The sequence below is a fragment of the Rhizobium sp. 0TCS1.26 genome (assembly GCF_050455525.1).
Classification (GTDB): domain Bacteria; phylum Pseudomonadota; class Alphaproteobacteria; order Rhizobiales; family Rhizobiaceae; genus Neorhizobium.
This window is the reverse complement of sequence record NZ_JBCIYV010000005.1, coordinates 171,356-184,425: the sequence shown is the minus strand read 5'-3', so window position 1 is coordinate 184,425 and position 13,070 is coordinate 171,356. Positions and strand designations below refer to the sequence as shown.

The 13,070-nt window shown below is 65.1% G+C and carries 8 protein-coding genes; 4 read left to right on the top strand and 4 right to left on the bottom strand.

The window, feature by feature from the left end; genetic code table 11:
- Positions 1-9 precede the first annotated feature (9 nt).
- Positions 10-1,071 (bottom strand): glycosyl transferase, encoded by a 1,062-nt coding sequence (locus AAIH46_RS20520; RefSeq protein ID WP_430307918.1) that lies wholly within the window; start codon positions 1,069-1,071, stop codon positions 10-12.
- A gap of 384 nt (positions 1,072-1,455) precedes the next feature.
- Here AAIH46_RS20520 and AAIH46_RS20515 point away from each other — a divergent pair, with 384 nt between their 5' ends.
- Complete coding sequence (locus tag AAIH46_RS20515) at positions 1,456-2,490, top strand: aspartate-semialdehyde dehydrogenase (RefSeq protein ID WP_430307917.1); 1,035 nt, start codon at positions 1,456-1,458, stop codon at positions 2,488-2,490.
- Between the two features lie 195 nt (positions 2,491-2,685).
- Positions 2,686-3,498 carry a lytic murein transglycosylase gene (locus AAIH46_RS20510; protein WP_430307916.1) on the top strand — a complete coding sequence of 271 codons (813 nt, stop codon included), beginning with the start codon at positions 2,686-2,688 and terminating at the stop codon, positions 3,496-3,498.
- 33 nt (positions 3,499-3,531) lie between these two features.
- Here the strand turns inward: AAIH46_RS20510 and AAIH46_RS20505 are convergent, their stop codons facing one another.
- Positions 3,532-4,173, bottom strand: a complete 642-nt coding sequence (locus AAIH46_RS20505; RefSeq protein WP_430307915.1) for a carbonic anhydrase — start codon at positions 4,171-4,173, stop codon at positions 3,532-3,534.
- Between the two features lie 59 nt (positions 4,174-4,232).
- Positions 4,233-5,102, bottom strand: a complete 870-nt coding sequence (pdxY, locus tag AAIH46_RS20500) for a pyridoxal kinase PdxY (RefSeq protein ID WP_430307914.1) — start codon at positions 5,100-5,102, stop codon at positions 4,233-4,235.
- A 151-nt stretch (positions 5,103-5,253) separates the two neighbouring features.
- On the opposite strand from pdxY, the gene AAIH46_RS20495 reads away from it, so the two are divergent.
- Both AAIH46_RS20495 and AAIH46_RS20490 read left to right on the top strand, forming a co-directional pair.
- On the top strand, positions 5,254-9,999 hold the full coding sequence (locus tag AAIH46_RS20495) for an NAD-glutamate dehydrogenase (RefSeq protein ID WP_430307913.1): 4,746 nt from the start codon (positions 5,254-5,256) through the stop codon (positions 9,997-9,999).
- Between the two features lie 29 nt (positions 10,000-10,028).
- Positions 10,029-11,417, top strand: coding sequence for an MFS transporter (locus AAIH46_RS20490; protein ID WP_430307912.1), 1,389 nt, complete (start codon positions 10,029-10,031; stop codon positions 11,415-11,417).
- 29 nt (positions 11,418-11,446) lie between these two features.
- Here the strand turns inward: AAIH46_RS20490 and purH are convergent, their stop codons facing one another.
- Entirely contained in the window at positions 11,447-13,063 is a 1,617-nt protein-coding gene (purH, locus tag AAIH46_RS20485; RefSeq protein ID WP_430307911.1) for a bifunctional phosphoribosylaminoimidazolecarboxamide formyltransferase/IMP cyclohydrolase, read from the bottom strand.
- Between the last annotated feature and the right edge of the window lie 7 nt (positions 13,064-13,070).

The following is a 13,070-nucleotide window of genomic DNA, read 5'->3' as shown; positions in this document are numbered from 1 at the left end:
CTGCCTCGCCTAGTTTCTGCTGCGCGACAACAGCCGCCGATAGGTATTGAACGAGGCTGGCTGCTGGTCCGGCAGGCCGGCTCCGCAGGCCAGCGCCGCGCCGATGACGCAGACATAGACGACGACCACCACGAGCCAGGCCCAGACTTCCTGCGGCAGGATGAAGGCGATCGGCAGGAGCACCAGCAGGTTGACCACCGCAAATCCGCTGCTGACCGGCCGCGCCCCGTTGAAGCGCCGCGACAGCCGTTGATAGGCATGCGAGCGGTGCGCCTGCGCGACATTCTCGCCCCGCAGCAGGCGAACCAGCAGCGTTACCGTCGCATCGCCGGCGAACAGCGCTGCCAGAACCAGCCATTGTGGCAGGCTGAGCCAGCCGGCGACCAGCGACAGCATTGCCGAGGCGAACAGGGTGAAGCCGAGAAAGGTGCTGCCGGCATCGCCCATGAAGATCCGTGCCGGCGGCCAGTTGAACACGAGGAAGCCGAAGGTCGCGGCAGCCGTCGCCGCCATCATCCACCAGGTCCAGCCGCCGGTGACGCCGGGTACGGTGCCGAATGCGATCAGCATCGCCGACAGCAGCATCAGGATCGCCTGCTGCCCGGCAATGCCGTCTATGCCGTCCATAAAGTTGAAGAGGTTGATCCACCAGAGGCCGCCGACGAGCAGCAGCGCAGCAGCGCCCAGGTGAAAGGCGGCAGGAAGGCCGCCAGCGAGAGCACCGGCTGCCCCGGTGGACCAGAGGAGCGCCGCAACGACCAGGGCCTGCACCGGCAGGCGCACCCGGGCCGGCAGCGGCCGGCGGTCGTCGATCAGGCCGACGAGAGCGATCACGAGGCCAAGTGCCAGGATCAGCAAGGAGACACCGTCCGCGCCCGGTAGCGACAGTCCCGCGACCAGCGCGCCGGCGACGATGCCGATCCCGCCGCCGGTCGGCGTCGGGCGCACATGCGACGAGCGCGCCTCCGGCGCCTGGACGAGGCCAAGCTGCGCCGCCCGGCGGATGAGGACGAAGACGCAGGCGCAACTGAGCACGGCGGCCGCAGCGATGATCACCAAGTTACCGGTCATGGGCGACGAAAGATCCTGTCTTTGCCAAGCTCGTAGTGTCTCCACAGGAGCTTGTCCAGCCGCTTAACCCCAGCCTTTGGACCGGTCATTGCGCCGCTGCCGCTTGACAGTGCCACGAAATCTTCTAAGGAGTTGCGGCGAAGGGAAGCAAGAATGTATCGCCGCGAACTCAACATCGCTGCTTCATTGGGATCGGCATCGAATGCCGGCCTCCGCCTCCTCGTGCGCGTGTCTTCCAAAACCAAGGCCAAAACGACGACGAAAACCGTCTGACGTCTCTGGCCTACCGCTCTCTCCCCGGTTCGGCTGGGGACAAGGAACGACGCGGGTTCGTCCGCTGTTCCCCCTCCACACCCGAGGAGAGAAGAGAAAGAGAGCAGTGAAATGGGTTTCAAGATTGCAGTCGTCGGCGCCACCGGTAACGTCGGCCGGGAAATGCTGAACATCCTCTCCGAACGCGGGTTCCCGGCAGATGAAGTCGTGGCCCTTGCATCCGCCCGTTCGCAGGGCACCGAAGTCTCGTTCGGCGACAAGGTCCTGAAGGTTTCGAACCTCGAGCATTACGACTTTTCAGACACCGACATCTGCCTGATGTCGGCCGGTGGCACCATCTCGCAGAAGTGGTCCCCGAAGATCGGCGCCCAGGGCTGCGTCGTCATCGACAACTCCTCGGCCTGGCGCTACGACCAGGAAGTTCCGCTGATCGTTCCGGAAGTCAATGCCGACGCCATTACCGGCTTCGCCAAGAAGAACATCATCGCCAATCCGAATTGCTCGACCGCCCAGCTGGTCGTCGCCCTGAAGCCGCTGCACGATTTCGCCAAGATCAAGCGCGTCGTCGTGTCGACCTACCAGTCGGTGTCCGGCGCCGGCAAGGAAGGCATGGACGAACTGTTCACCCAGACGCGCGCCGTCTTCGTCGCCGATCCGGTGGAAGCCAAGAAGTTCACCAAGCGCATCGCCTTCAACGTCATCCCGCACATCGATAGCTTCATGGAAGACGGCTATACGAAGGAAGAGTGGAAGGTTCTGGCCGAGACCAAGAAGATGCTCGACCCGAAGATCCGCGTCACCTGCACCGCGGTTCGCGTGCCGGTATTCATCGGCCACTCGGAATCGGTCAACATCGAGTTCGAGAACGAGATCACTGCCGACCAGGCACGCGACATCCTGCGCGAAGCCCCGGGTTGCCTCGTCATCGACAAGCACGAGAACGGTGGCTACATCACCCCGATCGAATGTGCCGGTGAAGATGCCACCTACATCTCGCGTATTCGCGAGGACGCAACCGTCGAGAACGGCCTCAACATCTGGGTGGTTTCCGACAACCTGCGCAAGGGTGCAGCCCTGAACGCGATCCAGATCGCCGAGTTGCTGGTCAACCGCGGCCTCATCAAGCCGCGCAAGCAGGCCGCCTGATATCCGGCCGTCCGATACGATTTGGTAAGCATGATCGCGTAAAGCTCCGCCTGAGGGCGGGGCTTTCCGGGCCGCGGTTCACGATCATTTCATGAACGGCAAGGTTGTCGGCACCGGGATCGCCCGCCATAACCAGAACAGAAGCTGAGCCCGCCCTTTTGGAGCGGTCCGACACACATGCATGGGGTCCAAGGAATGTTGAAGAAGATCTTCGGCGGCGTCGTTACTGCCGTCATGATGTTGAGCGTCCAGCAGGCCCATGCCGCCGCCTGCGGCAATGACGGATCCGGCTTTGCCGCCTGGGTCGACGACTTCAAGCGTCAGGCACCCGCCAACGGCATCTCGCCCGCAGTGCTGCAGTCGGCCTTCGCCAACGTCCAGTACAACCGCCCGACCATCCGCGCCGACCGCGGCCAGAAGAGCTTCAAGCTTTCCTTCAGCGAATTCATGAAGAAGCGCGGCGGTCAGGCCATCATTTCCCGCGGCAAGAGCATGAAGGCGTCGAACGCCCAGCTGTTCTCCGCAATCGAGCGCCGCTATGGCGTTCCGGCCGGCCCGCTTCTGGCGATCTGGGGCATGGAGACCGGTTTCGGCAGCTTCATGGGCGACCAGCACACGCTGTCTGCCGTTGCCACCCTCTCCTACGACTGCCGCCGCTCGGCCTACTTCACCGAACAGCTGTATGCCGCCCTGAAGCTCGTCGGCCGCGGCGATCTTTCGACCTCCGCCAAGGGTGCCGCTCATGGCGAGATCGGCCAGACGCAGTTCCTGCCGTTGAACGTCATCCGCTACGGCGCCGACGGTGACGGCGACGGCCACATCGACCTCGTCCGTTCGCGCGCCGATGCACTGGCGTCGACCGCCAACTTCCTGGTCGGCCACGGCTGGCAGCGCGGCGCCGGCTACCAGCAGGGCCAGCCGAACTTTACGGCGATCCAGGGATGGAATGCCGCCAGCGTCTACCAGCAGGCGATCGCCTATATCGGCGGCGAGATCGACGGCAAGTAAGCCGTCACGGCCGCCGGAGCGGCGGCGAGAACGTCAGGCGGACGGGCGGATGAAATCGCCCGTCTTGCCATCCATGATCCACAGCTCGCCGGTCGAGATGTCGAACCAGCATCCGTGCAGGCGCATGCGCCCCTTCTCTTCGAGGATCCGCACGCAAGGGAAGGTTCGCAGGTTGGCGAGCGAACCGCGGATCGAGACGCGCTCCAGCGCCGTCTGGCGTTCCGCCTGGGTCAGCACGTCGATGCTGGGGATCTGCTCGGCGATCGGGCGCAGCATGCCCATCCACTTGCCGATGAAATCGCCGGGCGACAGCGGCTCGTCCATCGGATCGAGCGCCGCCTGGATGCCGCCGCAGCGCCCGTGGCCCATCACCACGATGTCGCGTACCTTCAGCACCTGAACGGCATATTCGAGCGCTGCCGACGTCGCGTGATACTGGCCGTCCGGCTCGTAGGGCGGCACCAGATTGGCGACATTGCGCATGACGAAAAGCTCGCCGGGGCCCGCATCGAAGATGGTTTCTGGCGCCGCGCGGCTGTCGCAGCAGGCAATGACCAGCGTATGCGGCTTCTGGCCGGTCTCGGCCAGCGTGCGGTAGCGTTCCCGCTCGCCGGTATAGCGGCCGCTCATGAAGTTGTCGTAGCCGGTAAGGAGAGAAGACGGAAATTCAGTCATGTTCTCTGATTAGCCTCGTGCTTGATGAAGATCAACTGCGGGAGTTCGGCCGGGTCCGGTCAGCGGCGACCGGACCTCAGCGGATGCATGAGGTGGCGCATCTGCACCATCGCCATGGGCGTCGAAAGGCTCGAAGCATCGGTCTCAAGGGTCAGTTCGTCGCCGCCCCGGCGTGCCGTGCGGGCAAGCACCTCGAAGACGCTGGCGGTCGCCAGTTGCAGCGCCTTCTCCTCGTCCATGCCCGACAGAAGCCGGGCGAGGAAGACGGCCGCCAGCAGGTCGCCCAGGCCGTTCGGCGGATTGTCGATCAGCCGGTGTTCGGCCAGCAGCGCGTGACGTCCGGTGAGGTAGAGATTGCCGGTGCCGCCGGCCATCATCGGCAAGGCCGAGGTGACCAGCATTTTTGGCGGCCCGAGCGCGATCGCCGCCTCCATCACCGCCGCATTGCTGTCGAGATCGGCGCCCGACAGCCAGGCGAGCTCGAAGCGGTTCGGCGTGGCAAGTGTTGCAAGCGGCAGAAGCTCGGTGCGGATGGCCTCGGCCGTCGCCTCCGGCACATAAAGGCCGGCCTGATCGCCCATCACCGGATCGCAGGCATAGAAGAGTTCCGGATCCCGCGCCCGCAGCGCCGAGATCAGCCGGCCTGCAGCGCGCGGCTGCGACGGGTGGCCGAAATAGCCGGTCAGCACCGCCTTCACCTCTCCGATCCAAGGCGCCCGGATGAGATCGTCGATCACCTGGTCGAACTGCTCCTCGGCAATCACCACGCGCGTCGACGGTCCATGGCCGGGATGCCAGGGGAGGATGACGGTGGGCAATGCCCAGACGGGATAGCCCATCGTCTCGAGGGCGAACACCGCCGCGCGATTGCCGACGGAGCCACGCACGACATGGCTGGAAATGACGATGACGGCGCTGCCTTCGGACATCGAGCGGATCCTGGTTTTGCGGCCTGTGATCGATTCTTCACACGCGTCTGTCAACAAATGGAGTGAAAAAGCATGAGAAATTGGTCGAGCAAGAGCCATATTGCCGCCAAACCCATGCTAAAGATCAGAAAACCAATGCCGGGAGGAAAGAATGGCTGCCAAGCGGAATCCGAAGCGCGAGAAGCAGATCGAACTGGCGCAGGCCGCTCTTGCAGGAGATCAGGGCGCCACGCTCGATCCGCAGATCCTGTTCGGCAGGGCCAGTAATGACGATCTGGCGGCCTATACGCCGGAGATGCTGGCCGCCTCGACCCGCCACGCGAGCGGCGAGCTGGAGGCCTGGACCGGCGAGACCGCGCGCATCTCGGTGGCTGCCGTCGACGGCGTTGCGCCGAATGGCGCAGCCGTCTCGATCCTCACCGTCATCGACCGCGACATGCCGTTCCTCTTCGATTCCGTGATGGGCGAAATCACCAGCACCTACCGCGACATCTCGCTGGCTGTGCATCCGATCCTCGACGTGCAGCCGGGCGCGCGCCCGACCCTCTATTCCTACGAGCGCAGTCAGGCCGCCGGGCGGCATGTCAGCCTGATCCAGGTGCATCTGTCGCCTCTCTCGGAAGACCAGGTGGCCGATCTCGTCGACAGGCTGCGCCAGGTGCTCGACAAGGTGCATTCGGCCATCAGCGACTGGAAGCCGATGCTGGAGCTTCTGGATGCGGCAATCGGCGAATTGCCGGCCGGCGGCGGCCGCCGCAAGACCGATCGCGACGAGGCGCTCGGCTTCCTCAGCTGGCTGCGCGACGGCAACTTCATCTTCCTTGGCATGCGCGAATACGTCTATTCCGGCGAGGGCGAGGCTGCGACCATCGAGCGCGGTCAGGGACGCGGCCTCGGCATCCTGTCCGATCCCGACGTGCGGGTGCTGCGCCAGGGCAAGGACGCCGTGACCACCACGCCGGAAATCCTGCAGTTTCTGCAGGGACCGGATTTCCTGATCGTCACCAAGGCCAATTTCAAATCCGTCGTCCACCGCCGCGCCTATATGGACTATGTCGGCGTCAAGCGCTTCGACAGCGCCGGCAGGGTGACCGGCGAACTGCGCATCGTCGGTCTTTTCACCGCCAGCGCCTATACGCATACAGTGAGCGACATTCCGTTGCTGCGCGCCAAGGCCGCCCGCGTCGAGGATCACTTCGGCTTCGATCCGCTCAGCCATTCCGGACGCATGCTGCGCAACACGCTGGAATCCTACCCGCGCGACGATCTCTTCCAGATCGATCCGGAGCTGCTGGTCCGCTACTGCGAGCAGATCATGGAGCTTGCCGAGCGGCCGCGGGTGCGTGCCCTTGCCCGCATCGACCACTTCGACCGCTTCGTCTCCGTGCTCGTCTACGTGCCGCGCGAAAACTACAATTCCATCGTCCGCGAAAAGATCGGTGCCTACCTTGCCGCGACGTTCGAGGGCCATGTCTCTGCCTATTACCCGGCATTCCCCGAGGGCGGAAACGCCCGCGTCCACTTCATCATCGGACGGCGGGTCGGCAAGACGCCGCGTATCCCGCAGCAGCGGCTGGAGGATGCCATCCGCAGCATCGCCACCCCGTGGCAGGACCGGTTCTCGGCGCTTGCCGGCCCCGACAGCCCGGCGATCGAGACCACCTTCGCCTTCCAGGAGGCGTTTTCGCCGGAAGAGACCGCAGCCGACCTGCCCGATATCCTCGCCTGCGCGGCCGGTGAGCCTATCCGTATCTCGCTCTACGAGCGTCAGGTCGAGCAGCGCTCCATCCTGTCGCTGAAGATCTTCCACGCCGACGATCACCTGGCCCTGTCGCGCCGCGTGCCGCTTCTTGAAAACCTCGGCTTCCAGGTGGTCAGCGAGCGGACCTTCGACATGGTGCTGACCGGCAGTGGCAAGCGTATCGTGCTGCACGACATGGAACTCGAGCTGCCGGATCATCGCCTCATCGACATGGAGCGCGAGGCGCCGCTGGTCGAGGAAGCCTTCCTCGGCGCGTTTGCCGGCACCGTCGACAACGACGGCTTCAACCGCCTCGTGCTGCTGACAGGGCTGTCGGTACGCGAAACGACGGTGCTGCGCGCCTATGCGCGCTATCTCCGCCAGACCGGAATCGTCTACTCGCAGTCGCACATTGCCGAGACGCTGGCCCGCTACCCGCAGATCAGCCGGCGGATCTTCGCCCTCTTCCGCGACGGGTTCGACCCGAAGCTCGGCGAGCGGCAGCGCGAACGCAAGCTGACCGAGCACCACCTGGCGATCGAGGAAGCGCTGGCGGCGGTTCCCAACCTCGACGATGACCGCACCTTCCGACGCTTCGTCAATGCAATCGATTCGACGCTTCGGACGAACTACTTCCAGACCGGCGAAGATGGCAGGCCGAAGCCGATGCTGGCCTTCAAGCTCGACCCGAAGCTTCTCGACGAATTGCCGCAGCCGCGGCCGTTCCGCGAGATCTTCGTTTATGGCACCGAGGTGGAAGGCGTCCACCTGCGCTTCGGCAAGGTGGCGCGCGGCGGCCTGCGCTGGTCCGACCGCGGTGAGGACTATCGCACCGAGGTTCTCGGCCTCGTCAAGGCGCAGCAGGTGAAGAACGCCGTCATCGTACCAGTCGGCGCCAAGGGCGGTTTCTTCCCCAAGCGGCTGCCGTCGCCCGCCCAGCGCGACGCCTTCTTCCAGGCCGGCCGCGACGCCTACATCACCTTCATCCGCACGCTGCTGTCGATTACCGACAACATCGTCGGCGGTGAGATCATCGGTCCGGCCGACACGCTGCGGCTGGACGGCGACGATCCCTACTTCGTCGTTGCCGCCGACAAGGGCACGGCGACCTTCTCCGACACCGCCAATGGCCTGGCCCAGGAAGCCGGCTTCTGGCTGGACGACGCATTTGCCTCCGGCGGATCAGCCGGTTACGACCACAAGAAGATGGGCATCACCGCGCGCGGTGCCTGGGAAGCCGTCAAGCGGCACTTCCGTGAGATGAACGTCGACATCCAGACGACGCCGTTCTCGGTCGCCGGCGTCGGCGACATGTCGGGCGACGTGTTCGGCAACGGCATGCTGCTGTCGCGTCATATCCGGCTGATCGCCGCCTTCGACCACCGCGACATCATCATCGACCCGAACCCCGATACCAAGAAGAGCTTTGCCGAGCGCAGCAGGATGTTCAAGCTGCCGCGCTCCAGCTGGCAGGACTATGACCGCGCGACGCTCTCGGATGGCGGCATGATCATCTCGCGGGCAGAAAAGTCCGTGAAGCTGACGCCGCAGGCCAAGGCGGCGATCGACATCGACAAGGATGTCGCAACCCCGTTCGAGATCATGACGGCAATCCTCAAGAGCCCGGTCGACCTTCTGTGGTTCGGCGGCATCGGCACCTATATCAAGGCGCTGTCGGAAGCCGACGCAGAGGTCGGTGACCGTGCCAACGATCCGATCCGCATCACCGCACGCGAGGTGCGTGCCAAGGTGATCGGCGAGGGCGCCAACCTCGGCGTCACCCAGAAGGGCCGCATTGCCTTTGCCCTCAACGGCGGCCGGCTGAATTCCGATGCCATCGACAACTCGGCCGGCGTCAATTCGTCCGACGTCGAGGTCAACATCAAGATCGCGCTGAGCCCGGCGATGCAGGACGGCCGCCTGCCGCGCGACAAGCGCGACAAGCTGCTCGCCTCGATGACCGACGAGGTGGCGGCGCTGGTGCTGCGAAACAATTACCTGCAGTCGCTGGCGATTTCGCTGACCACAAGGCGCGGACTGCGCAACCGCGAGGAGCTGTCGCGGTTGATGACGGCGCTCGAAGTGCGCGGCGAACTGAACCGCAAGGTTGAGACGCTACCGGACGACGCCGAGATTGCCGAGCGCTACGCAGCCGGTCGGCCGCTGACCCGGCCGGAGGTCGGCGTGCTCTTGTCCTATGCCAAGATCGTCCTCTTCGATGCGATCGTCGCAAGCGACCTGCCCGACGATCCATACTTCGACCAGTTCCTGTCGGCTTACTTCCCCAAGCAGATGCAGAAGGCCTACGCGACCGACATTGCCCAGCACCGGCTGCACCGGGAGATCGTCGCCACCATTCTCGCCAACGAGGCAATCAATCGCGGCGGCCCGGGCTTTACCCAGATGATGAGCGACATCAGCGGCCGCAGCCAGGTCGATGTGGTCAAGGCCGCCTTCATCGCCCGCGATGCCTACGACCTGCCGCGGCTGTGGGCAGCGGTCGATGCGCTCGACGGCCAGATGGACGGCGAGACACAGAACGGTCTCTACGAGCAGATCGGCGAGATCTTCATGGGCGCCACGATCTTCATCCTCCAGACGGGCATGACCGCCGTGCCGGTGGCCGATGCCGTGTCGCGTATCCGCGCCAGCATCAAGAACCTGCGCGGCGCGATCACGCCAAGGACGATTGCCGAGGACGACCTGCCGGACGGCGTGCCGGCCTCGCTGGCGGCGGAGCTGGAGATCCTCCCCAACCTGGTCCTGGTACCGGAAATCATGCTGATCTCGGAGCGCAGCGGTGCGCCCCTCGCCCGCGCGACCGAGGTCTATTTCCACGCAACGGAGACGTTCCGCGTCAATCGCTTCCTGGCGGCCGGGGAGCGCTTCAACGCCGCCGACCATTATGAGAACCTGGCGATCATCCGCGCCCTGCAGCAGATCGCAGCGGCGCGGCGCGACATGGTCACTACGGCGCTTGCGAAGCACGGCAAGGACAGGAAGCCGCTGGAAGCCTGGCTTGCCAGCGACCGCGTGCGGCTGAACCGGATCAGCAGCGAACTGCTGGGGCTCGGTGAGGCCGGCGACACGACGCTGGCCCGGATGATGGTGGCGGCGAGCCTGTTTACCGACCTTGCCCAGGGTAGCGTTCGGTGATCCACTAGCGCGTCAACCGGAGGCGCGGCGTGTCGCAAGCAGGAGAGCAGGCGGGGCCCAGACCTCGACAGCGCGGAATCTGGGGCTGGATGCTGTTCGACTGGGCAGCCCAGCCCTTCTTCACCGTGGTCACCACCTTCGTCTTCGGACCGTATTTCGTCGCCCGGCTGACCGAGGATCCGGTCTCCGCACAGGCGATGTGGAGCAACATGGCGACGATCTCGTCGATCGTCATCGCCGTGATGTCGCCGGTGCTCGGTTCGATCGCCGACCAGTCCGGACCGCGCAAGCCGTGGATCGCGGTGTTCGCCGCCATCAAGATCGGCGCGCTGTTCATGCTGTGGTTTGCGGCTCCCGGCTCCCCCATCCTGTGGCCGGTCATCTTCATGATCCTTGCCTCGATCGCTGCCGAATTTTCGATCGTCTTCAACGATTCGATGATGCCGCGGCTGGTATCGGCCGCCGATGTCGGGCGGGTTTCGAACACCGCCTGGGGCCTCGGCTATCTCGGCGGGATGATCGTGCTGATCCTCGTCGTCGGCTTCCTCGCCTCCGATCCGCAAACCGGTGTGACGCTTTTCGGCCTGCCGCCGCTGTTCGGGCTGGATCCGGCACTCGGCGAGGACGCCCGCATCACTGGTCCGCTGGCCGCGCTCTGGTACCTCCTCTTCATCCTGCCGATGTTCCTGTTCACGCCCGATGCGGCACCCGGCGCGCCCCTGCGCCCGGCCGTGTCAGCCGGCCTGCGCGAGCTGCGCAAGACGCTTTCGGAACTTTTGCATAGCCGGCGATCGATCCTTCGCTTCCTGGTCGCGCGGATGCTCTATCAAGACGGCGTCAATGGCCTGCTGATCCTCGGCGGAACCTTTGCGGCCGGCATGTTCGGCTGGGTGACGCTGGAGATCGGCCTGTTCGGCATCCTGCTGAACGTGGTGGCGATCTTCGGCTGCCTCGTCGCCGGTCGCTTCGACCGGATCGCTGGCTCCAAGACAGTGATCATCATCAGCCTGGTGCTGCTGCTCGTGGCGACGCTCGGCATCGTCTCGACCGGGCCGGGCTATGTCTTCTTCGGGCTGCTGCCGCTGTCGGAGCTGGATGCCGGCGGGCTGTTCGGCACGGCGGCGGAGAAAGCCTACCTCGCCTTCGGCCTGCTGATCGGCCTGGCCTTCGGCCCGGTGCAGGCGTCGTCGCGATCGTTCCTGGCGCGCAGCGTCGCGATCGACGAGGCGGGCCGGTTCTTCGGCATCTACGCGCTGTCAGGCCGCGCCACCAGCTTCATGGCGACGCTATCCTTCTCAGCGGTCACCTATGCGACGGGGTCGGCGCGGCTCGGCATGGCGACGCTGATCGTGTTCCTCGTCGCCGGCTTCCTGCTGCTTCTGCGGACGCCCTATCCGGCGGGCGGGGCAGAGCAGTAGGCCTATGACTGCCTACTGCCTCTTGCCATTCAGTGGCGGAAGTGGCGCATGCCGGTAAACACCATGGCCACGCCGTGCTCGTCGGCAGCGGCGATGACTTCCTCGTCACGCATCGACCCGCCCGGCTGGATAACGGCGGTGGCGCCGGCGGCGATCATCGACAACAGCCCGTCGGCAAACGGCAGGAACGCTTCCGAGGCGACTGCCGAACCGCGCGTCATCGGCTCCGCCCAGCCCATGGCGCGTGCCGCTTCCTCGGCCTTCAGGCCGGCGATGCGGGCCGAATCGACGCGGCTCATCTGGCCGGCACCGATGCCGGCAGTCTGGCCGTTCTTGGCGTAAACGACGGCGTTGGACTTGACGTGCTTGCCGACCTTGAAAGCGAACTTCATGTCGATCAGCTCCTGATCGGTCGGCGCACGCTTGGTCACGACGCGCAGATCGAGATCCTCGACCATGCCGTTATCGCGCGTCTGCACCAGCAATCCGCCCGACACCGTCTTCGCGGTGAGGCCGCGCGAGCGGGGATCCGGCAGGCCGCCGGCCACCAGCAGGCGCAGGTTCTTCTTCGACGCGATGATGGCCTTGGCCTCGTCCGAGGCATCCGGCGCGATGATGACTTCAGTGAACAGCTTGACGATCTCTTCCGCCGTCGCTGCATCAAGCGTCTGGTTGAGCGCGATGATGCCGCCGAAGGCCGAGGTGCTGTCGCAGGCAAGGGCTCGTTTGTAAGCCTCGACCAACGAGCCGCCGATGGCCACGCCGCAGGGGTTGGCGTGCTTGATGATGGCGCAGGCCGGCCCGGCTTCGGTCGGGAATTCCGCCACAAGCTCATAGGCCGCGTCGGTGTCATTGATGTTGTTGTAGGAGAGCTGCTTGCCCTGGATCAGCGTGGCCGTCGAGACGCCCGGCCGCTTGTCACCGGTCAGGTAGAAGCCGGCCGACTGGTGCGGGTTCTCGCCGTAGCGCATCTCCTGCGACAGCATTCCGCCGATCGTCCGGTAGCGCGGCATCTCGATGTCGAGCGCTTCGGCAAACCAGTTGGAGATCATCGTGTCGTAGGCTGCCGTACGGGCATAGGCCTTTGCCGCAAGCTTCTGGCGGAAGGCATAGGCGGTCTGGCCGTCGTCCGAGCGCAGCGCCTCGATCAGCTGCGGATAGTCCTGGGCATCGGTGACGACGGTGACATAGGCATGGTTCTTGGCCGCCGCGCGGATCATCGCCGGGCCGCCGATGTCGATGTTTTCGACGGTCGTCGGGTAGTCGCCGCCCGCCGCGCGGACTTCCTCGAACGGATAGAGGTTGATGACCGCAAGATCGATGGCGCCAATGCCGTGTTCCTGCATCGCCGCCTGGTGATCGGCGTCGTCACGGATGGCGAGCAGGCCGCCGTGGACGTTCGGATGCAGGGTCTTGACGCGCCCGTCCATGATTTCCGGAAAGCCGGTGACGTCGGAAACGTCGGTCACCTGAAGGCCGGCCGCTGCGAGCGACTTGAAGGTGCCGCCGGTCGACAGAAGCCGCACGCCATGCTCGGCAAGCGCGCTCGCAAGCTCCACGATGCCGGTCTTGTCGGACACCGACAGAAGCGCGGTGCGGATCTTTACCTTGTCGGGAGCGGGGATCATTTTCGAGACGACGGCCATCGGGAAC

Bases quoted from the DNA above. Each gene is read 5' to 3' on its own strand.
- AAIH46_RS20520 (WP_430307918.1), bottom strand. From the start codon at position 1,071: ATGACCGGTAACTTGGTGATCATCGCTGCGGCCGCCGTGCTCAGTTGC.
- AAIH46_RS20515 (WP_430307917.1), top strand. From the start codon at position 1,456: ATGGGTTTCAAGATTGCAGTCGTCGGCGCCACCGGTAACGTCGGCCGG.
- AAIH46_RS20510 (WP_430307916.1), top strand. From the start codon at position 2,686: ATGTTGAAGAAGATCTTCGGCGGCGTCGTTACTGCCGTCATGATGTTG.
- AAIH46_RS20505 (WP_430307915.1), bottom strand. From the start codon at position 4,173: ATGACTGAATTTCCGTCTTCTCTCCTTACCGGCTACGACAACTTCATG.
- pdxY (WP_430307914.1), bottom strand. From the start codon at position 5,102: ATGTCCGAAGGCAGCGCCGTCATCGTCATTTCCAGCCATGTCGTGCGT.
- AAIH46_RS20495 (WP_430307913.1), top strand. From the start codon at position 5,254: ATGGCTGCCAAGCGGAATCCGAAGCGCGAGAAGCAGATCGAACTGGCG.
- purH (WP_430307911.1), bottom strand. From the start codon at position 13,063: ATGGCCGTCGTCTCGAAAATGATCCCCGCTCCCGACAAGGTAAAGATC.